This window comes from Cryocola sp. 340MFSha3.1 (genome assembly GCF_000383315.1).
In the GTDB taxonomy this organism is placed as follows: Bacteria; Actinomycetota; Actinomycetes; order Actinomycetales; family Microbacteriaceae; genus Leifsonia.
Genome location: NZ_KB911088.1, coordinates 1058649 through 1077341 on the forward strand (window position 1 = coordinate 1058649; position 18693 = coordinate 1077341).

Genomic DNA, 18693 nt, shown 5'->3' on the forward strand with positions numbered 1-18693 from the left:
AGGGCGGAAGCGGCGAGGGCTACTTGTCCTCGCGCTCGACGCCGCGGAAGACGTCGGGGTAGTCGTCGAGCCACGACCAGTGGCTGGCCGGCCAGCTGATCACGAACGCCTTGCCGACCACGTCGGAGAGCGGCACGAAGCCCTTGCCCGGGTCGTCCATGTGGTAGCGCGAGTCGGCCGAGTTGTAGCGGTTGTCGCCCATCACCCAGACCGAGCCTTCCGGCACCGTCACGTCGAACGACTTCTCGGACACCGCCTGAACTCCGGCGGGCAGCAGCACGTAGGGCTCCTTGAGCGGGACGCCGTTCACGCTCATCTGGCCGAGCGCGTTGCAGCAGCTGATGTGGTCGCCCGGAAGGCCGATGAGGCGCTTGACCAGGTGCTGGTCGGAGTCCGAAGCGCCCAGACCCACGAAGTCGAGCACCGCGCCGACGCCCTGCTGGAAAGCGTTGCCGGTCTCCGGCGGGGCCGGCGGGAGCCATCCACCCGGATCCTTGAACACGACGACATCGCCGCGCTGCAGGCCGAACACCTTCGGCTGGAGCTCGTTGACGATGATGCGGTCGTTGATCTGGAGGGTGTTCTCCATCGACCCGGACGGGATGTAGAACGAGCGGGCGACGAACGTCTTGATCAGGAACGACACCAGCACCGCCACCACGAAGATGATCACCACATCGCGCAGCAACGTCTTCCAGCTGGACGTGCGCCGGGCGGATCGTCGCGGGCGCGCGGTGGCAGTACTGTCGGTCACAATCTCTCACCGTAACGTGCGGATGCTGTGAGCCGCATCCGACCTCGAACGGGTGTCTTGTTCCCCACCCCGAGCGGTGAGAGCATCTCACTACAGGCCGAACGGCGTATGCCGCCGGCCCGTTCTGATCATGCACGCATCGCTCGGACGACACAGGAGAGCGACGCGACCCGGGGGGCCGCGCCTGACTCCCGCGTGGGCGGCGCTGGTTCTGGTCGCCGGCAGCCTGCTGGGCGTCTCCTCGCCCGCCGTGGCCGACGAGTGCACCACCGAGTGCGCGCCCGCGGCGACGGACGGATCGGGCGTACCTGGGGCGGATTCGACCGGCGACACGCCCGCGACGCCGGATCCGACGCCGTCGGGCGATCCCGACCCGACACCGGATCCGACACCCACGCCCGATCCGACCCCGACCCCGGACCCGACGCCGACACCGACCCCCACTCCCACGCCCAGCCCGTCGACTCCTCCGGCTTCCCCTGTACCTTCCGCCCCGAACCCGCCCGCAGCCCCGGATCCGGCGCCGTCGGATGAGATCACTCTCAGCGTTCCCGACCTCCCGCAGTTCCCCACGGTCGACCCGGCCGACCTCGAGCGGGCCGTGCAGCTGGCCAGCGACCTCGCCTCGGCGCAGGCGCAGCTGGCCGACGCGATGAACGAGTCGGAGGCCGCCCAGCGCGAGCACGACCAGGCTCAGGCCGCGGCGGATGCAGTGCAGAAGCAGGCCGACGCCGCAGCCGAGCAGGCGCGCAAGAGCGCCGCGTTCGCGACCGCGCTGATCCGTTCGTCCGGCACCCACTTCCTGACTCAGGATCCGCTCAGCGCCGCCCTGCAGGGCTCCGGCGATCTGCTGACCAAGCTGGGCGCCGCCGACCGGCTCGCCGCCCTCTCGAAGGATCGCGACGCCGCCATCCGAGAGGCCTCCGCCGAGAAGAAGCTCGCGAAGAGCTGGGCCGAGAAGGCGCAGAGCGCGGCGGACGCGGTCGCAGCGGTGGATGTCGACAGCAGCCAGCAGGCCGTGGCCGACGCGCAGGCCCAGGTCAACGCGGCCTCCGCCGCTCTCGCCGCCGCGCCGACGGTGATCGAGGCCGGCTCGGGCTGGCAGGTGCTCACCTCCGACCCGACACTCGTCGCGAGCGGGTGGGCGCTTCCCGTGCAGGGGTCGCTCACCGACGTGTTCGGCCCGCGGCCGTCGCGTCCCCTCGGCACCGACCCGTTCCATCCCGGTGACGACCTCGGCGCCGCTTGCGGAACCACCATCTACGCGGCGGCAGCCGGTACGGTCGTGCGCGCAGGGCCGTACAGCGGATACGGCAACTTCATCCTCATCGACCACGGCGGGGGCGTGCAGACCGCCTACGGCCACATCCGCGACGGGGGAATCGGGGTGACCGCCGGACAGCAGGTCGCGGCGGGCCAGCCGATCGCCCAGGTCGGGTCGACGGGGCTGTCGACCGGCTGCCACCTGCACTTCGAAGTGCGCGTCAACGGCCTGCAGATCGACCCGCAGCCCTTCCTGGCCGCCCGCGGTGTCGTGCTCGGCCGGCACTGATCCTCAGGATTCGCTGGACGCGGCGCGCAAACGGCGGAGCGGGCGTACGGTTCAGGCATGACCGAACTCACCGAGCTGGTCGGGACGTGGATGCGACGTCAGCGCTGGTACTCGACGAAGAACGTCGAGCCGCGCCTGCGGCTTCTCGCGTCATTCGACGCCGAACCCGTGGACGCCGATGTCCGCGTCGTCACCCACTTCTTCTGCGATGAGGCACCCCGTACACCGCGCGTCTATCAGGTGCCCGTCGTGGCGCGCGCGAGCCGCGACGGCGATGAGGCCGCGCTGATCGGCGAGGCCGGAGGACGGTACCTCTACGACGGTCCGACGGAGGAGGCGTATGTCGCGTCCCTCGTCCAGCTGATGACCGGCCAGGAGCACGCCGAGGGTCGGGATGCGCACGCGCAGGGGCACACGCTCGGCGAGCGGATCGCGGTGCGCTCGTCGCGGCGGCTGACCGGGGAGCAGTCGAACACCTCCATTGTCGGCGAGCTCGAGGACGGCCGTCTCGCCCTCATCAAGGTGTTCCGCGTGGTGCAGGACGGCGAGAACCCCGACGTGTCGACGCTCGCCGCGCTCACCGCCGGCGGATCCAGACGGACACCCTCCTTGCTCGGCTGGCTCACCGGCAGCTGGCCCACGCCGTCGGGCGGGACCGCATCCGGCGAGCTCGCCCTCATGCAGGACTTCGTGCCAGGCGCGGAGGACGGCTGGGAGCTGGCGGTCAGCGCCGCCGAGCGCGGCGAGGACTTCACCGACCGCGCGTACCAGCTGGGAGCGGGCACCGCGGAGCTGCACCGCCTCATGGCGCGGTCGCTGCCGACGAAGCCGGCGACGAAGGAGGATGTCGCACTCGCCCTCGACGGCATGTTCCGGCGCCTCACGGTCACGACGACCGAGGTGCCGGAGGTCGAGGACCTCCGGGCCGGGATCGCGGCCGTCTACGAGGACGCGGCCGCCGCGCCGCTCCCGCTGCTGCAGCGCATCCACGGCGACCTCCACCTGGGCCAGGTGCTGTACGCGCCCGACCGCGGCTGGCAGTTCATCGACTTCGAGGGGGAGCCGCTGCGCCCGCTCGCCGAGCGCGCCCTGCCCGATGCGACCATGCGGGATGTCGCCGGGATGCTGCGCTCGTTCGACTACGTCGCCGGCTCGCTCGCGCGGAGGGAGACGCCGGTGGATGCGGCGGCCTGGGCCGCGAACGGCCGCCAGGCGTACCTCGACGGGTACGCGTCGGTCGCCGGCTCCGAGGTCGAGGACTTCCGCCTGCTCCTCGACGCGTTCGAGCTCGACAAAGCGGTGTACGAGATCGCGTACGAGGCGCGGCACCGGCCGGCGTGGATCCCGATCCCGCTGTCGGCGGTGCAGCGGCTGCTGGCGACCCGCGTCAGCTGACGCCGCTGGCGTCGCCGCGGCCGTCGCGGCTGGGCTCGCCGCGGAGCGACGCGATCATGCTCCGCAGGATGCGGCGGGCGGCCGCCTGCTCCGTCTCCGTGAGTCCTGAGAGCATCCGGACCTCCACGGATCGCACGGCCGCGCTCGCCTGCTCGAGGCGTCGACGGCCGCGCGCGGTGAGCCGGGTGGGCAGGACCTTCCCGACGGGTGCCTCCGACGGGCGCGTCACGTCCCCCTCCCGCTCCAGGGCCTGAAGGAGCACGTTCATCGATTGGCGGGTGACGAAGGTTCCGCGGGCGAGTTCGGAGTTCGAGAGGCCGGGCCGCTGCGACAGCAGCTCCAGACACGAGTAGTGCGTGATGGTCATTCCGAGGGGGCGGAGGACATCCTCCATGGCCGCGCGCAGCGTGCTCGACGCCTCTTTGAGCAGGTAGCCCAGCGACGTCTCGAGGTCCACGCCGACTCCGTCTTGACTCATGTCAGTATTCTGACATAGATTGAGCCGTGTCAGATAACTGACACGAAAAGAAGGAGCACCCATGCCCGCCACCGGACCCGACTTCCTCTCCCTGCAGGTGCGTGACCTCGACGCATCCCAGGCCTTCTACGAGCGCTACCTCGGGCTCGTCCGCTCGCCGGCAGGCCCCCCGCACGCCGTGGTCTTCGACACGAAGCCGATCGCGTTCGCGCTCCGCGACCTGGTGCCCGGCACCGACCTCGACGCAGCAGCGCAGCCCGGGATCGGCGCAGCGATCTGGCTCCACGCGACCGACGTCGAGGACATCCACGACGCGCTCGTCGCCGACGGCCGCACGATCGTCGCCGCGCCCATCGACGGCCCGTTCGGCCGCACGTTCACGTTCGCCGACCTCGACGGCTACCACATCACGCTGCACGACCGCGTCTGACGGCCGGTCGGCAGCGACCGCGCGCGCCGAAACCGGGAGCGCCTCAGTGGCCGGTGAAGCCCGGCTTCCGCTTCTCCTGGAAGGCGCGGAAGCCCTCGCGGTAGTCGTCGGTGTCGCGCAGGGCCGCCTGAGCGGCGTTCTCGGCAGCGACAGAACCCCAGAGGTCCAGAGAGCCGTCGCGCAGACCCGAAACGATCCGCTTGCTCGCGAGGAAGGCCTGGGTGGCGCCGGATGCGGCCGCCGCGGCCGCCGCATCCACCTCCTCGCGCAGGGCGTCGGCGGGAAGCGCCCGTGAGAACAGGCCGCCCGCGACGGCTTCGGCGCCCGAGATCAGCCGTCCGGAGTAGATGAGGTCGAGCGCGCGATGCGGACCGAGCCGCGACACCAGCAGCCAGTGGCCGCCGGAGTCGAGGGCGGCCCCCAGGGCGGCGAACGGGGAGCCGACCTTCGCGTCGTCTGCGACGTAGACGACATCCGTGGCGATCAGGAGTCCGAGGCCGACACCCAGGCAGGCGCCCTGGGCGGCGGCGAAGGTCGGCGCGGGGAAGTCCGCGATGCGCCGAAGCAGCGGCGTCACCAGTCCGTCCAGATAGCCGCTCACGTCGTCAGTCGCGGGGTCGACGCCCGCGATGTCGCGTCCGGCGCAGAACGCGCGGCCTTCCCCGCGCAGCACCAGGGCGCGCACGCCGGCGGCTTCCGCGTCGGCGTAGGCCGCATTCAGCGCCCGGAGGTCGTCCGGGCCGAGCGCGTTGAGCCGCTCGGGCGCGTCCAGCGTGATGCGGGCGATCCCGTCGGTGATGTCCAGGTCGATCACGGGGCCTCCGCTGTTCAGACGTCGTAGTCGACAACGACGCGGTCGGTGAGGGGATGGGACTGGCAGGTCAGCACGTAGCCGCGCTCGAGCTCCTCGGGCTCCAGCGCGTAGTTCTCCGTCATCCGGACGTCGCCGCTGACCAGGCGCGCACGGCAGGTCCCGCAGACACCGCCGGTGCACGCGAAGGGCACGTCGGGGCGCACCCGCAGGGCGGCGTTCAGCACCGACTCGTTCGCATCCACCGGTGTCGTGACCGTCGAGCTGAGCCCGTCGAGCGTGAACTCGATCTCGGCCGTGCGCTCGCCGTCGTGCACGACCACCGGACGGCCGGCGTCGCCGCGCGGCTCGACCGGGTCGCCGGTCGTGAACAGCTCGAAGTGGATGCGCTCCCGCTCCACCCCGTACGTCTCGAGCACATCGCGGCACAACTGGACGAGCTCGAACGGTCCGCAGAGGAACCACTCGTCGACGGTCGCCGGCGGGATGAGCGTGTCGAGCATCCTGCGCAGCCGGTCCTCGTCGATGCGGCCCGAGAGAAGGGGAGCCGACCGCTGCTCGCGGGAGAGGACGTGGTGCAACGCGAGCCGCGACGGGTAGCGGTCCTTCAGATCGGCGAGCTCCTCCAGGAACATGACGTCGATGGCCGTGCGGTTCGTGTACACGAGCGTGAACTGCGCGGTGGGGGAGCCCGCGAGGATGCTGCTCGCGAGCGCCATCAACGGGGTGATGCCGGATCCCGCCGCGATGCCGACGACGTGCCGGCCGTCGACGCGGGACGGGTCGACGGTGAACGTGCCCTGCGGGCTCATGACGTCGATCCGGTCGCCCGGTCGCAGTTCGCTCGTGGCCCAGGTCGAGAACGCGCCGCCCAGGTCACGCTTGATCGCCACGCTGATGCGGCCGGCGTGTTCGGCGGTCGGCGGCAGCGGCGGCCGGCAGAGCGAGTAGCTGCGCCGCAGCTCCCGGCCGTCGACGTGGGCGCGGAGTGCGACGTGCTGCCCGGGCAGGTAGTCGTACTCGCCCCGGAGCTCCTCGGGCACCGCGAAGGTGACCTCGACGCTCGCCGCCGTCAGCGGCCGCACCTCGGCGACCGCGAGCGTGTGGAACCGTGCCCGCGCCATCAGGCCGCCCTCACAGGGCCTTGAAGTGGTCGAACGGCTCGCCGCACGACCGGCAGACGAACAGTGCCTTGCAGGAGGTCGACCCGAAGTGCGCCACCTCGCGCGTATCGAGCGAGTCGCAGTGCGGGCACTTGACCGACATGCTCAGACGGACCGGGCCCGCGGCCGACGGGGGAGCGATGCCGTACTCCTTGAGCGCGCTGCGGCCTTTCGCGCTGATCCAGTCGGTGGTCCACGCGGGCGACAGCACGAGCCGGACCCGCACGTCGCCGAACCCCTCCGCGGCCAGGGCGCGCACGACATCCTCGCGGATCGCATCCATCGCCGGACATCCCGAGTACGTCGGCGTGATGACGACCTCCACGCCGGTGTCCGAGACGGTCACCTCGCGCAGCACGCCCAGGTCGTCGATGCTGAGCACCGGCACCTCGGGGTCCACCACGGCTGCGACCGCCGACCACGCCCGCGCGGCGTCCGCGTGATGCGTCACCACGACGCCCCCGGATGCTGGCGGGCGAGCACTTGCAGTTCGGCGAGCAGCGGCGCGAGATACTCGGAGTGGCGGCCCAGGCGGCCACCGCCGGCCGCATGGAAGGCGGTCGGCGGCTCCAGCTGCGCCTCCGCGAGGACCGGGGCGACCTCCGCCTCGAACGGCTCCCGCAGCGACGACGGCCGCACGGCGACGCCGTCGAGCGCGGCGAACAGGTCGTCGTCTCCGGCCGCGTCGTCCGAGAACAGCTCGTCGACGTACGGCCAGACGTCCTCCATCGCGCGCAGGGTGCGGCGGCGCGACTCGTCCGTCCCCAGCGCGAGGCGCAGCATCCACTGGTCCGCGTGGTCGCGGTGGTAGTCGACCTCCTTCACCGCCTTGGCGGCGACGCCGGCGAGCACCGGATCGGTGGATGCGCGCAGCCGCTCGTACAGCGGGTGCAGATAGTGCGCGGCGGCGAACTGGCGGACGATCGTGTGCGCGAAGTCGCCGTTCGGCTGCTCGAACAGGTGCGCGGAGCGGAACCCGGTCTCGTCGCGCCAGTAGGCCAGGTCGTCCTCGGTTCGTCCCGTCGCCGAGCCGGCGTAGCGCAGCAAGGAGCGGGCGTGGCCGAGCAGGTCGAGAGCGATGTTCGCGAGGGCGACATCCTCTTCCAGCTCCGGCGCGCGGGTGATCCAGCCGCCCAGGCGCTGCGCCAGGATGAGCGCGTCGTCGCCCAGCCACATCGCGTACTCGGCGACCTCGGGCGAGGCCGGGGCGTCGGTGGAGACGAACTCCTCGGAGAGGACGACGGCGCTGAGCTCGACGTGGCCGTGGTCGGTGTCGGCGAGGCCGTGGTCGGTGTCGGTCACAGGTGCTTCACCCCCTCGGCGGCGGTGTAGTAGGTGGCGTGGCGGAAGTTCTTGCCCTCCGGCGCGGTGAAGAAGGCGTCCTTCGCATCCGGGTCGCTCGCGGTGATCAGGTCGGAGCGCACCACCCAGATCGAGACGCCTTCACCCCGCCGGGTGTACAGGTCGCGGGCGTTCCGCACCGCGAGCTCCTCGTCGGGGGCGTGCAGTGAGCCGACGTGCACGTGGCTGAGGCCGCGCGAGGCCCGGACGAACACCTCCCACAGCGGCCACGCCTCGGCGGTCACGCGACGGCCTCCGCGGTCTCGCGGGCCGAACGCTGCTTCTCGGCGTACGCGGCCGCCGCCTCCCGCACCCAGCGGCCGTCCTCGTGCGCCTCGCGCCGACGCTGCAGGCGCTGCGCGTTGCAGACGCCGCGGCCCGCGATGACCTCTTGGAGCTCGCTCCAGTCGATGGGGCCGAGGTCATACGCCTGGCGCTCCTCGTTCCAGCGCAGCTCCGGGTCGGGCAGCGTGACGCCGAGCGCCTCCGCCTGCGGGACGAGCATCGCGACGAAGCGCTGACGCAGGTCGTCATTCGAGAAGCGCTTGATCTTCCACGCCATCGAGCGGGCCGAGTTGGGGGAATCGCCGTCGGGCGGCCCGAACATCATCAGCGACGGCCAGTACCAGCGGTTCACCGCATCCTGAGCCATCCGCTGCTGTTCGGGGGTGCCGCGCATGAGCGTCAGCAGGATCTCGAAGCCCTGCCGCTGGTGGAAGGACTCCTCTTTGCAGATGCGGACCATCGCTCGGCCGTACGGCGCGTAGGAGCAGCGGCAGAGCGGCACCTGGTTGCAGATCGCGGCGCCGTCGACCAGCCAGCCGATCGCACCGATGTCGGCCCAGCTGAGCGTCGGGTAGTTGAAGATCGAGGAGTACTTGGCGCGGCCGGAGAGCAGCTGCTCGGTGAGTTCGTCGCGCGTGATGCCGAGGGTCTCGGTCGCCGAGTAGAGGTAGAGCCCGTGGCCCGCTTCGTCCTGCACCTTGGCCATGAGGATCGCTTTGCGCTTCAGGCTCGGAGCGCGCGTGATCCAGTTGGCCTCCGGCTGCATCCCGATGATCTCGGAGTGGGCGTGCTGCGACATCTGCCGGATGAGCGTGCGGCGGTAGTCGTCGGGCATCCAGTCGCGCGGCTCCACGCGGGAGTCGGAGGCGATCAGCTCGTCGAAGCGTGCCCGGCCGTCGGTGTCGGTCGGCGCCTCTGTGGTGGTGGTCATCGTCGACCCTCTCCTCGCAGATCACTACTTACTGATCGTTCGTTCAGTATATCCACGGGACGGGCGCGCGTGCCAGACTGGGCGCGTGACCGAGACGCTCCGCTCCGACGCCCTGCGCCGAGGGCGGCCCGGCTACGACCAGCGGGGCATCCTCGAGGTCGCGGTCGCCGCGTTCAACGAGCACGGCTACGACGCGACGTCCATCGGGATGCTCGCCGACCGCCTCGGACTGTCGAAGTCGGCGATCTACCATCACGTCTCATCCAAGGACGAGCTGCTCGCCCTCGCGCTCGACGAAGCCCTCGACGGGCTGGAGGGCGTGCTGCGGGCGCCCGAGGCGACGACCGGGCCGGCAGCCGACCGGCTCGCCTACGTGCTGCGGGGCGCTGTGCGGGTGCTCGCCGACCGGCTGCCGTACGTGACGCTGCTGCTGCGCGTCCGCGGCAACACCGACGTGGAGCGGGCGGCGCTCGCCCGTCGCCGCGCGTTCGACCACGCGGTCGCCGAACTGGTGGCCGAGGCGCGGGCCGAGGGCTCCTTGCGCACCGACGCGGATCCCGCGGTCGTCGCGCGTCTCCTCTTCGGCATGATCAACTCCCTCACCGAGTGGTACACCCCGGCGGGCCCCCTGACCCCCGACGACCTCGCCGACACCATCCTCGCCCTCGCCCTCCGCTGACGCCCGCGATTCCGCCCCCCGTCGAGTCCGCAAACTTTGTACCTTTTTGGGGCGCGCGGCGTGCAAAGTTTGCGGACTCGACGGTGGGGCTATTTGGCTACGAGAGTCAGGACGTCGTAGGTGGCCACGAGCTCGTCGTGCTGGTTCAGGATGCGGGCGTCCCAGCGCACCTCGCCGTAGTCGTCGGTCTCCCGCGGCGTGATCTGCTTCGCCGTCAGGGCGACGCGGATGCTGTCGCCGGGCACGACGGGCGTCAGGAACCGCAGGTCCTCCAGCCCGTAGTTGGCGAGCACCGGCCCCGGCGCCGGGTCGACGAACAGTCCGGCCGCCCACGACACCAGCAGGTACCCGTGCGCCACCCGCCCGGGGAAGAACGGGTTCGCGGCCGCGGCCTCCTCATCCATGTGCGCGTAGAACGTGTCGCCCGTGAACGTCGCGAACGTCTCGATGTCGTCGAGCGTGATCCGCCGCGAGCCGGACTGCACCTGGTCGCCGATCCGCAGTGTCGCCAGCGACTTGCGGAAGGGATGCGGCGGCTCGGCCGACGCAGCGGCACCGGGATGCCACACCCCGGTGATCGCGGTGAGCAGATCGGGAGACCCCTGCAGCGCCGTCCGCTGCATGTGGTGCAGCACCGCGCGGATCCCGCCCAGCTCCTCACCGCCTCCGGCTCGCCCCGGCCCACCGTGCACCAGGTGCGGCATGGGCGAGCCGTGGCCGGTGGAGGTGCGGGCGTCGTCGCGGTCGAGCACCAGGATGCGCCCGTTGTAGGCCGCAGAGCCCAGCACGAACATGCGCGCGAACTCCGGGTCGTGCGTCGCCACGCTGGTCACGAGCGACCCGCCGCCGCGCGCGACCAGCGCGACTGCCTCTTCCGCCGTGTCGTACGAGAGGACGCTCGCGACCGGCCCGAATGCCTCGACGGTGTGCGCCTCGGGCGTCCACGCGTCGGCGAACCGCAGCAGCACCGGGGCGACGAAGGCGCCCTCCGGGGCCGCGCCGGTCGTGCCGTCGGCCCGCACAACGGTCGGCTGGTCGAGTCCGCCGAGCACCAGCTCTCCGCCCGCCGCGACGAGCCGCCCCACCTGGCGCAGCACCTCCTCGCGCTGCGTGCGCGAGGCGAGCGGCCCCATCGTCACGCCCTCGGCGCGCGGATCGCCGATCACGACGCGCGCAGCGATCCGGTCGCGCACCGCCGCGATCACGGAGTCCGCGAGCGGCGCCGGGACGATCGCCCGGCGGATGGCCGTGCACTTCTGCCCGGACTTGGCCGTCATCTCGACGACCAGTCCCTTCACGTACGCGTCGAACTCCGGCGTCCCGGTGACGGCATCCGGCCCGAGCACCGACGCGTTGATCGAGTCGGTCTCGCTGGTGAACCGCACCCCGCCGGTCTGCACCGAGTCGTGCGCCTTCAAACGTTCGGCTGTGGATGCGGACCCCGTGAACGCGACCAGGTCACCGAGCCGCAGGTGGTCGAACAGGTTGGGGACCGATCCGCTCACCAGCTGCAGGGAGCCCGCGGGCAGGAGCCCGGACTCGACCATGATCCGCACGGCGGCCTCGGCCACGAACGCGGTCGGGGTGGCCGGCTTGACGAGCGTCGGCATCCCGGCGAGGAAGGAGGGAGCGAGCTTCTCGAGCATCCCCCAGACCGGGAAGTTGAACGCGTTGATCTGCACGGCGACGCCCGGCAGCCGGGTGTAGACGTGGCGGCCGAGGAAGCTGCCGTCCTTCGACAGCTGCTCGGCGGGGCCGTCGAGCACGACCTGCGCGTTGGGCAGCTCGCGCCGTCCCTTCGAGCCGTACGTGAACATCGCGCCGATGCCGCCGTCGACGTCGATCCAGGCGTCGGCCCGGGTCGCGCCGGCCTGGGCGGACAGCTCGTACAGCTCGTCCTTGCGCTCGGTGAGCGCCTGCGCGAGCTGCTTGAGCAGCAGGGCGCGCTGGTGGAACGTCAACCCGCCGAGGGAGCGCTGTCCGACGGTCCGGGCGTGGTCGAGCGCGCCCGCGAGGTCGAGGCCGGCGGTGCTGACCCGCGCGATGACGGCGCCGGTGGAGGCGTCGAGCACCTCGGCGGCGCCGCCCTCGGTACCGTCCTCCGTGCCGCCGCCGGCAGCACCGACCGCGGATTCGGGCGTCCACCATTCATCGCGGATGTAGCTGGGCAGGATCATCGAAGGCCTCCTCGAGTGGATGCGTATGCTGGCGGCATGGCCGACGGCGACTGGACGATCGAACTGGGTGAGCTCGACGTGAAGATGGGGGTGCGCATCCTGGAGCAGTCCGCGGAGCGCGTCGTGGCGACGATGCCGGTCGAGGGCAACCGCCAGTCGTTCGGGCTGCTGCACGGCGGCGCGTCGGTCGCGTTCGCGGAGGCCCTCGGGTCGTGGGCGGCGGTCATCCACGCCGGTCCTGGACGCAGCGCGGTCGGCGTCGACATCAACGCGACCCACCACCGGGCGGCGCGGTCGGGCCTCGTGACCGGGGTCGCGACCGCGATCCGGCTGGGCCGCACCATCGCGTCGCACGAGATCGTCATCACCGACGAGGACGGCAACCGGCTCTGCACGGCGCGCATCACGAACCTCATCGTGGACGCTCCCCAGCGGTAGCGATCGGCGACCCGTCCTCACCCCAGGCGAAGAACCCTTGGCCGGTCTTCCGGCCCAGCATCCCCTCGGCGACCATGCGCCGGAGCAGCTCCGGCGGCTCGAAACGCGGCCCCAGCTCGCGGGCGAGGTATTCGGCGATGTCGAGCCGGACATCCAGCCCAACCATGTCGGTGAGCCGCAGCGGACCGACGGGATGCTTGTAGCCGAGTTCCATGGCGGTGTCGATGTCGTCGGGGGTGGCGACGCCCTCCTCGACCATCCGGATCGCCTCCAGCCCGAGCAGCACCCCGAGGCGGGAGGAGGCGAAGCCGGGGGAGTCGCGCACGGTGATCGCCGTCTTGCCGAGCGCGCGCACCCACCGTTCGGCGGCCTCTCCGGCGGTGGCGGCGGTGGCGGTACCCAGCACGACCTCCACGAGAGTGGATGCGGGGACCGGGTTGAAGAAATGCAGCCCCAAGAACGCGCCCGGCCGGGTCAGCCCCTCCGCCAGGGTGTCGATCGACAGAGACGATGTGTTCGTCGCGAGCACCGCATCCACCGGCAGCAGCTCCTCGGCGCGGGCGAGCGACTCGCGCTTCAGGTCGAGCAGCTCGGGCACCGCTTCGATCGCGAGGCCCGCGCCGTTCAGCGCCTCCCAGGTCACGGTGACGAGCAGGCGCGCGGGGTCGGGGGCGGGGGAGCCGCGGCGGACGCTGCCCTCGACGGCGGTGAGGATGCGGTCCCGCGCCTCCGACGCGGCGGTCGCGTTCTGCTCGACCACGGCCACCTCCGCACCCGCCATGAGGAACGCGTGCGCGATGCCCGCGCCCATCCGTCCACCGCCGATCACGGCGACCCGCTCGGGCAGCCCCGTCGTGCTCATCTCCTGCTCCTCCGCTCCAGGAACTCGGTCATCCTCCGCCGCTTCTCCGGCGACTCGAAGAGCACCGCCTGCGCCTCACGCTCGGCGGCGGGATGCCGCTCGGCGGGCTCGCGCAGCACGCGTTTGGTGAGCCGGGTCGCCTGCGGGTCGTTCGCGGCGATGCGGTCGGCCAGGGCGTGGGCCCCTGCAAGCAGCTCACCCGGCTCGAACAGGTCGCCGACGAGTCCTGCGGCCAGCGCCTCCTCGCCCGTCAGGATGCGCCCCGTCAGCACCAGCTCGGTCGCGAGCGGCAGGCCGACGAGCTCCGGCAGCCTCCACAGCGCGCCGGCGGCGGCGATGATCCCGAGGCCGGTCTCCGGGTTGCCGATGCGCAGACGCGGGGTGCCGATCCGCAGGTCGGCCGCGTAGGCGAGCTCCGCTCCGCCGCCCAGCGCGTACCCGTCGAGGGCGGCGATCACGGGCATCGGGAGCATCGCGATGCGGGTGAAGATCGTGTCGTTGATGCCGCTCGCGGCGTCGGCGGCGGTCCGCTCGCGCAGCTCGGCGATGTCGGCACCGGAGGCGAAGATTCCGCCCGACCCGGTGAGGATGAGGATGCGCGGCTGCACCTCCAGCGTCGCGCAGACGCGGTGCAGCTCGTCCACCATCTGCTGGTCGATCGCGTTGCGGCGCTCCGGCCGGTCGAGCGTGACCACGACCCGGTCGCCGCGCTCCTCGACCGCGAGGGTGCTGTACCCGGTCATGCCGCCTCCACGATCAGCGAGGTGCCCTGGCCGACGCCCACGCACATGGTCGCGAGCCCGCGTCGTGCCCCCTCCCGCTCCATCCGGCCCAGCAGGGTGACGAGGATGCGCGACCCGCTCGAGCCGAGCGCGTGGCCGAGGGCGATGGCGCCGCCGTCCGCATTGACGACCGCGGGGTCGAGCCCGAGACGGCGGATGCACGCGATGGCCTGGCTGGCGAACGCCTCGTTGAGTTCGACGGCGCCGAGGTCGGAGACGTCGAGCCCGGCCCGGGCGAGGGCCTTCTGTGTCGCGGGCACCGGACCGAGCCCCATGACCTCCGGGGCGACCCCGGCGCTCGCCGCAGCGACGATCCGCGCGCGGGGTTGCAGTCCGTATCGCTCGACGGCCGCCGCGCTCGCCACCACGATCGCCGATGCTCCGTCGTTCAGCGGCGACGCGTTGCCTGCGGTGACGACACTGCCGCCCGCGACGACCGGCCTCAGACGCGCCAGCGCATCCATCCCGGTGTCGCGGCGGATGCCCTCGTCGGCGGTGACCGTGCCGCCCGGTGTCTCGACCGGCAGCAGTTCGGCGTCGAATCGTCCGCCGTCGGCCGCGGCCGCCGCTCGCCGGTGGCTCTCCAGGGCGAAGGCGTCGGCCTCTTCGCGCGCGATGCCGTCGATCCGGGCGACCTCTTCGGCCGTCTCGGGCATCGTGTAGGTCGCCTTGTCGCGTTCGAGCAGGCGCGGGTTGGTGAACCGCCAGCCGATCGACGTGTCGTACTGCGGCCCCGGCTTCGCCCAGGGGCGTTCCGGCTTCGCCTGCACCCAGGGCGCACGCGTCATCGACTCGACGCCGCCCGCGATCACCAGGTCCGCATCCCCGGCGCGGATCGCCTGCGCGGCTTGGATCACGGCGGTCAAGCCGGATGCGCACAGCCGGTTGACGGTCATGGCCGGCACCGCGTCGGGCAGCCCGGCGAGCAGGACGGCCATCCGGGCGACGTTGCGGTTGTCTTCGCCGGCCTGGTTCGCGGCGCCCAGGATCACCTCGTCGAGGGCGTCCGGGGGAGCGGCCGCTCGGCGCACCGCCTCGGCGACGACGAGCGCGGCGAGGTCGTCGGGCCGGACGCCGGCCAGCGCGCCGCCATAGCGACCGACGGGCGTGCGTACTCCGCCCACGAGGTAGGCCTCCGCCATCGCGCTCTCCCTCGAACCCGAATTACCGAACGAGCGTTCAGCAATTGCATCGTCGCAGAATCGCCGCCCCTGGGCAACCCGTCCGTCGGGTCCCGCCGGCGAGGGGTCGCAACACGCCGTTATCCGGCGCGCATAACGGCGTGTTGCGACCCACAGGAGTGGCCCTCAGCGCTGGTCGTGGTCCTCGAACACCAGCGACGTCTTGGTGTCCCGCACCGACGGGATGCTCGTCAGCTCCTCCAGCACCACCCGCCGCAGGTCTTCGTTGTCGCGAGCCCGGACCAGCAGGATGACGTCGAAGTCGCCGCCGACGAGGGCGAAATGCTCCACCTCGGGGATCTGCCGCAGCCGGTCGCGCAGGTCGTGCCAGGCCGCCTGCTCCACGCGCATGGTCACGTACGCCGATGACCGGCGTCCGGACAGCCGCGGGTCGACCTTCGCGGTGAAGCCGGTGATGACGCCGTCCGACACGAGCCGGGAGAGCCGCGCATACGCGTTGGCGCGCGACACGTGCGCCGCCTCCGCGACCGCCGTGATGGAGGCGCGGCCGTCGGCGCGCAGAGCGTCCAGGATGCGTACGTCGATGTCGTCCATGGTGCTGGACAGTCTGGCACTCGAACGCGCCCAGCGCATCCATTCGTCTCGACTCCGGCGCACCCGTAGCGTCCGGGGTCCAGCGAAGTCATCCTGATGATGAGCGACGTCTTTCAAAGGAGAACGGATGCACGCCGACGCACCGCTGCGCGCGGACGACCTGCTGCCGGGCGACACCCCGCTGCGGCTCATCGACCAGGACGGGTCCGCGGACCCGAGCGGCCACGCGGCCCTCGCGCCCCACCGCGTCCCCGGCCAGGACACCCTGCGGGACGGTTACCGCCGCCTCGTCCTCGCCCGCCGCCTCAACGACCAGGCCGACGCCCTTGTCCGTCAGGGCCGCCTCGCGGTGTACCCGTCGTCACACGGTCAGGAGGCCTGCGAGATCGCCGCGGCGATGGTGCTCGGCGAGCAGGACTGGCTGTTCCCGACCTACCGTGACACCGTCGCCGTGATCGCGCGTGGCGTCGACCCGTTCGAGGCGTTCGTGCTCCTCCGCGGCGATTGGCACTCCGGCTACGACCCCAACCGGCACCGTGTCGCACCGCAGGCGACGCCGCTGGCGACCCAACTGCTCCACGCGGTCGGCTTCGCCCACGCGGCCCGCCTGCGCGGCGAGGACACGGTGGTGCTCGCGATGTGCGGCGACGGCGCGACCAGCGAGGGCGACTTCCACGAGGCGCTCAACTTCGCCGCCGTCTTCCACCTGCCCGTGGTCTTCCTGGTGCAGAACAACGGCTACGCGATCTCGGTGCCGCTCAGCCGGCAGACCGCCGCGCCGAGTCTGGCGCACAAGGGCGTCGGCTACGGGATGCGCGGGCGCCTCGTCGACGGCAACGACCTCGCCGCTCTGCTCGCGGTGCTCGGGGAGGCCGTCGAGGAGGCGCGCGAGGGCGGAGGCCCGACGCTCGTCGAGGCGGTCACCTACCGGGTCAAGTCGCACACGAACGCCGACGACGCCACCCGCTACCGCACCTCCGACGAGGTGGAGCCGTGGCTCGCGCGCGACCCGCTGCTCCGCCTGCGCGCTTGGCTGACCGCTCAGGATGCCCTCACCGAGGGCGACGACGCCGAGGCGCACGCGCACGCCGAGCGGGTCGCCGCAGACCTCCGCGCGGCGATCATGGCCGACGCCGAACCGCATCCCGAAGACCTGTTCGCCCACGTCTACGCCACCCCGACCCCGCAGCTGCGCGAGCAGGCCGAGCAGCTCGCCGCAGAGCTCCGCGCCGCCGACGCGGGCCACGCGGGCCAGCCGACCAGCCAGGAGGCCGCACGATGACGCTCATGCACGACGCTCCCGCCGAACGCCCGGCCGGCGCGGAACCGGAGCAGGCAGCATCCACCGCACCCGCCACGATGACGATGGCGCAGGCACTCAACCGGGCCCTCGCCGACGCGCTCGCCGCCGACCCCTCCGTCGTCGTGTTCGGCGAGGACGTCGGCGCCCTCGGCGGCGTCTTCCGCATCACCGACGGGCTGACCGCCCGCTTCGGCGAGAGCCGCTGCTTCGACACTCCGCTCGCCGAGTCCGGCATCGTCGGCACGGCGGTCGGCATGGCCATGAACGGGATGCGCCCGGTCGTCGAGATGCAGTTCGACGCCTTTGCGTATCCGGCTTTCGAGCAGATCGTCGACCACGTCGCCAAGATGGGCAACCGGACGCAGGGCCGCGTGCGCCTTCCGATGGTGGTGCGCATCCCGTACGCCGGCGGCATCGGCGGGGTGGAGCACCACTCCGACTCGTCGGAGGCGTACTACGTGCACACGCCCGGGTTGACCGTGGTGTCGCCCGCGACCCCGCAGGACGCGTACGGGCTGCTGCGCGCCGCCATCGCGCATCCCGACCCGGTCATCTTCCTCGAGCCGAAGAAGCTGTACTGGTCGACCGGCGAGGTGGATGTGGAGGCGCCCCTTCCCGAGATCGGCCGCGCGCGAGTCGCCCGCGAGGGCGACGACGTGACGCTGATCGCGTACGGCCCGTCCGTGCCGGTCGCGCTCGCCGCTGCCGAGGCCGCGGCGGAGGACGGCCGCAGCGTCGGGGTCATCGACCTGCGGTCGCTGGTCCCGTTCGACGACGAGACGGTGTGCGCGGCGGTCCGCCGCACCGGCCGCGCGGTCGTCGTGGCGGAGGCGCCCGGTTTCGCCAGCATGGCGGCCGAGATCGTGGCGCGGGTGTCGGAGCGCTGCTTCCACCACCTGCTCGCGCCGGTGCACCGCGTGACCGGGTTCGACACCCCCTTCGCCCCGCCCAAGCTGGAGCGGTTCTACCTGCCCGACATCGACCGTGTGCTGGATGCGGTGGATGCGCTGCAGTGGGAGGACGCATGACCGCGCGGGTGTTCACCCTCCCGGATCTCGGCGAGGGCTTGACCGACGCGGAGCTGGTGCGCTGGCTGGTCGCGGTCGGCGACACCGTCGTCACCGACCAGCCGATCGCCGAGGTCGAGACGGCGAAGTCCGTCGTCGAGGTGCCGTCGCCGTACGCCGGGCGGATCGCCGCTCTTCATGGCGCGGAGGGCGAGAACATCCTGGTCGGCGCCCCGCTGATCGAGGTCGAGGAGGAGACGGCGGAAGCGCCGGCGACCTCCAGCGGTTCGGGCGCGGTACTGGTGGGGTACGGCACGACGGCGCACGCCGGTCGCCGGCCCCGCGCCTCCCATGCGACGACGCTCGAGCCGCCCCGTGCAACCGCCGTCACACCGCCCCGCCCGCACGTCGTGCCCGTCGTCTCGCCGGTCGTCCGCGCGCTCGCCCGCAGCCACGGCATCGACCTCTCGACCCTCCGCCCGGGCCGCCCGGACGGCGTCGTCACGCGGCACGACGTGGAGGCGGCCCTGTCGGCGCGCGCGCAGGTGCCGGCGGGCGCATCCACCGCG

Annotated in this window: 21 protein-coding genes; 8 read left to right on the top strand and 13 right to left on the bottom strand. The window is 72.1% G+C overall.

Translation table 11 applies throughout. The annotated features are described in order from the left end of the window. Positions 1–19: 19 nt before the first annotated feature. Positions 20–754 carry a signal peptidase I gene (gene lepB / locus H284_RS0116190; RefSeq protein ID WP_026307261.1) on the bottom strand — a complete coding sequence of 245 codons (735 nt, stop codon included), beginning with the start codon at positions 752–754 and terminating at the stop codon, positions 20–22. Between the two features lie 130 nt (positions 755–884). On the opposite strand from lepB, the gene H284_RS0116200 reads away from it, so the two are divergent. Together H284_RS0116200 and H284_RS0116205 are read left to right on the top strand one after the other, a co-directional pair. Next, the gene (locus H284_RS0116200) at positions 885–2306 is read left to right on the top strand and encodes a M23 family metallopeptidase (RefSeq protein ID WP_231371263.1); all 1422 of its coding nucleotides are present in this window, start codon (positions 885–887) and stop codon (positions 2304–2306) included. A 57-nt stretch (positions 2307–2363) separates the two neighbouring features. After that, complete coding sequence (locus H284_RS0116205; protein WP_020077060.1) at positions 2364–3701, top strand: maltokinase N-terminal cap-like domain-containing protein; 1338 nt, start codon at positions 2364–2366, stop codon at positions 3699–3701. On the opposite strand, the gene H284_RS0116210 is transcribed toward H284_RS0116205, so the two are convergent. Then, complete coding sequence (locus H284_RS0116210; RefSeq protein WP_020077061.1) at positions 3694–4179, bottom strand: MarR family winged helix-turn-helix transcriptional regulator; 486 nt, start codon at positions 4177–4179, stop codon at positions 3694–3696. The two genes, H284_RS0116205 and H284_RS0116210, sit on opposite strands and share 8 nt — an antisense overlap. 61 nt (positions 4180–4240) lie before the next feature. Between H284_RS0116210 and H284_RS0116215 the strand changes: the two genes are divergently transcribed. Continuing rightward, positions 4241–4609 (top strand): VOC family protein, encoded by a 369-nt coding sequence (locus tag H284_RS0116215; RefSeq protein ID WP_020077062.1) that lies wholly within the window; start codon positions 4241–4243, stop codon positions 4607–4609. A 43-nt stretch (positions 4610–4652) separates the two neighbouring features. Here the strand turns inward: H284_RS0116215 and H284_RS0116220 are convergent, their stop codons facing one another. From H284_RS0116220 to paaA, 6 genes are read right to left on the bottom strand one after another with little or no spacing between them, the layout of a single operon-like run. After that, positions 4653–5423 carry an enoyl-CoA hydratase/isomerase family protein gene (locus H284_RS0116220; RefSeq protein WP_020077063.1) on the bottom strand — a complete coding sequence of 257 codons (771 nt, stop codon included), beginning with the start codon at positions 5421–5423 and terminating at the stop codon, positions 4653–4655. Between the two features lie 14 nt (positions 5424–5437). Then, on the bottom strand, positions 5438–6544 hold the full coding sequence (gene paaE, locus H284_RS0116225; protein WP_018191779.1) for a 1,2-phenylacetyl-CoA epoxidase subunit PaaE: 1107 nt from the start codon (positions 6542–6544) through the stop codon (positions 5438–5440). A 10-nt stretch (positions 6545–6554) separates the two neighbouring features. Next, on the bottom strand, positions 6555–7037 hold the full coding sequence (paaD, locus tag H284_RS0116230; protein WP_018191778.1) for a 1,2-phenylacetyl-CoA epoxidase subunit PaaD: 483 nt from the start codon (positions 7035–7037) through the stop codon (positions 6555–6557). Next, positions 7031–7885, bottom strand: a complete 855-nt coding sequence (gene paaC / locus H284_RS0116235) for a 1,2-phenylacetyl-CoA epoxidase subunit PaaC (protein WP_020077064.1) — start codon at positions 7883–7885, stop codon at positions 7031–7033. Before paaC ends, paaD begins: the two co-directional genes overlap by 7 nt. Beyond that, the gene (paaB, locus tag H284_RS0116240; protein ID WP_018191776.1) at positions 7882–8169 is read right to left on the bottom strand and encodes a 1,2-phenylacetyl-CoA epoxidase subunit PaaB; all 288 of its coding nucleotides are present in this window, start codon (positions 8167–8169) and stop codon (positions 7882–7884) included. The genes paaC and paaB overlap by 4 nt, the downstream gene beginning before the upstream one ends. Next, positions 8166–9140, bottom strand: coding sequence for a 1,2-phenylacetyl-CoA epoxidase subunit PaaA (gene paaA, locus H284_RS0116245; protein ID WP_020077065.1), 975 nt, complete (start codon positions 9138–9140; stop codon positions 8166–8168). The genes paaB and paaA overlap by 4 nt, the downstream gene beginning before the upstream one ends. Positions 9141–9225: 85 nt before the next feature. Here paaA and H284_RS0116250 point away from each other — a divergent pair, with 85 nt between their 5' ends. Then, entirely contained in the window at positions 9226–9819 is a 594-nt protein-coding gene (locus H284_RS0116250; protein ID WP_018191774.1) for a TetR/AcrR family transcriptional regulator, read from the top strand. Between the two features lie 89 nt (positions 9820–9908). On the opposite strand, the gene paaZ is transcribed toward H284_RS0116250, so the two are convergent. Then, complete coding sequence (gene paaZ / locus H284_RS0116255) at positions 9909–11996, bottom strand: phenylacetic acid degradation bifunctional protein PaaZ (RefSeq protein ID WP_020077066.1); 2088 nt, start codon at positions 11994–11996, stop codon at positions 9909–9911. 36 nt (positions 11997–12032) lie between these two features. On the opposite strand from paaZ, the gene H284_RS0116260 reads away from it, so the two are divergent. Beyond that, on the top strand, positions 12033–12434 hold the full coding sequence (locus tag H284_RS0116260) for a PaaI family thioesterase (RefSeq protein WP_018191772.1): 402 nt from the start codon (positions 12033–12035) through the stop codon (positions 12432–12434). Here H284_RS0116260 and H284_RS0116265 read toward each other — a convergent pair. The 4 genes from H284_RS0116265 to H284_RS0116280 form a co-directional block, all read right to left on the bottom strand. Next, positions 12409–13296, bottom strand: a complete 888-nt coding sequence (locus tag H284_RS0116265; protein WP_020077067.1) for a 3-hydroxyacyl-CoA dehydrogenase family protein — start codon at positions 13294–13296, stop codon at positions 12409–12411. The two genes, H284_RS0116260 and H284_RS0116265, sit on opposite strands and share 26 nt — an antisense overlap. Next, positions 13293–14039 (bottom strand): enoyl-CoA hydratase/isomerase family protein, encoded by a 747-nt coding sequence (locus H284_RS0116270; RefSeq protein ID WP_018191770.1) that lies wholly within the window; start codon positions 14037–14039, stop codon positions 13293–13295. The genes H284_RS0116265 and H284_RS0116270 overlap by 4 nt, the downstream gene beginning before the upstream one ends. Next, positions 14036–15220 carry a thiolase family protein gene (locus H284_RS0116275; protein WP_020077068.1) on the bottom strand — a complete coding sequence of 395 codons (1185 nt, stop codon included), beginning with the start codon at positions 15218–15220 and terminating at the stop codon, positions 14036–14038. The genes H284_RS0116270 and H284_RS0116275 overlap by 4 nt, the downstream gene beginning before the upstream one ends. A 165-nt stretch (positions 15221–15385) precedes the next feature. Then, positions 15386–15814, bottom strand: coding sequence for an Lrp/AsnC family transcriptional regulator (locus H284_RS0116280; RefSeq protein WP_018191768.1), 429 nt, complete (start codon positions 15812–15814; stop codon positions 15386–15388). Between the two features lie 127 nt (positions 15815–15941). Between H284_RS0116280 and pdhA the strand changes: the two genes are divergently transcribed. From pdhA to H284_RS21215, 3 genes are all read left to right on the top strand, one after another. Further along, positions 15942–17096, top strand: a complete 1155-nt coding sequence (pdhA, locus tag H284_RS0116285) for a pyruvate dehydrogenase (acetyl-transferring) E1 component subunit alpha (protein ID WP_020077069.1) — start codon at positions 15942–15944, stop codon at positions 17094–17096. After that, the gene (locus H284_RS0116290; protein ID WP_020077070.1) at positions 17093–18145 is read left to right on the top strand and encodes an alpha-ketoacid dehydrogenase subunit beta; all 1053 of its coding nucleotides are present in this window, start codon (positions 17093–17095) and stop codon (positions 18143–18145) included. Before pdhA ends, H284_RS0116290 begins: the two co-directional genes overlap by 4 nt. Further along, positions 18142–18693 (top strand): biotin/lipoyl-containing protein (locus H284_RS21215; protein ID WP_020077071.1); only part of this gene is annotated, 552 nt, incomplete at its 3' end. The genes H284_RS0116290 and H284_RS21215, both read left to right, overlap by 4 nt.

Coding starts and splice junctions, on each gene's coding strand:
- H284_RS0116200 (WP_231371263.1), top strand. CDS start 885: ATGCACGCATCGCTCGGACGACACAGGAGAGCGACGCGACCCGGGGGG.
- paaZ (WP_020077066.1), bottom strand. CDS start 11,996: ATGATCCTGCCCAGCTACATCCGCGATGAATGGTGGACGCCCGAATCC.
- pdhA (WP_020077069.1), top strand. CDS start 15,942: ATGCACGCCGACGCACCGCTGCGCGCGGACGACCTGCTGCCGGGCGAC.
- H284_RS0116290 (WP_020077070.1), top strand. CDS start 17,093: ATGACGCTCATGCACGACGCTCCCGCCGAACGCCCGGCCGGCGCGGAA.
- H284_RS0116210 (WP_020077061.1), bottom strand. CDS start 4,179: ATGAGTCAAGACGGAGTCGGCGTGGACCTCGAGACGTCGCTGGGCTAC.
- H284_RS0116215 (WP_020077062.1), top strand. CDS start 4,241: ATGCCCGCCACCGGACCCGACTTCCTCTCCCTGCAGGTGCGTGACCTC.
- paaA (WP_020077065.1), bottom strand. CDS start 9,140: ATGACCACCACCACAGAGGCGCCGACCGACACCGACGGCCGGGCACGC.
- H284_RS0116265 (WP_020077067.1), bottom strand. CDS start 13,296: ATGAGCACGACGGGGCTGCCCGAGCGGGTCGCCGTGATCGGCGGTGGA.
- H284_RS0116205 (WP_020077060.1), top strand. CDS start 2,364: ATGACCGAACTCACCGAGCTGGTCGGGACGTGGATGCGACGTCAGCGC.
- H284_RS0116260 (WP_018191772.1), top strand. CDS start 12,033: ATGGCCGACGGCGACTGGACGATCGAACTGGGTGAGCTCGACGTGAAG.
- H284_RS0116280 (WP_018191768.1), bottom strand. CDS start 15,814: ATGGACGACATCGACGTACGCATCCTGGACGCTCTGCGCGCCGACGGC.
- paaE (WP_018191779.1), bottom strand. CDS start 6,544: ATGGCGCGGGCACGGTTCCACACGCTCGCGGTCGCCGAGGTGCGGCCG.
- H284_RS0116270 (WP_018191770.1), bottom strand. CDS start 14,039: ATGACCGGGTACAGCACCCTCGCGGTCGAGGAGCGCGGCGACCGGGTC.
- H284_RS0116275 (WP_020077068.1), bottom strand. CDS start 15,220: ATGGCGGAGGCCTACCTCGTGGGCGGAGTACGCACGCCCGTCGGTCGC.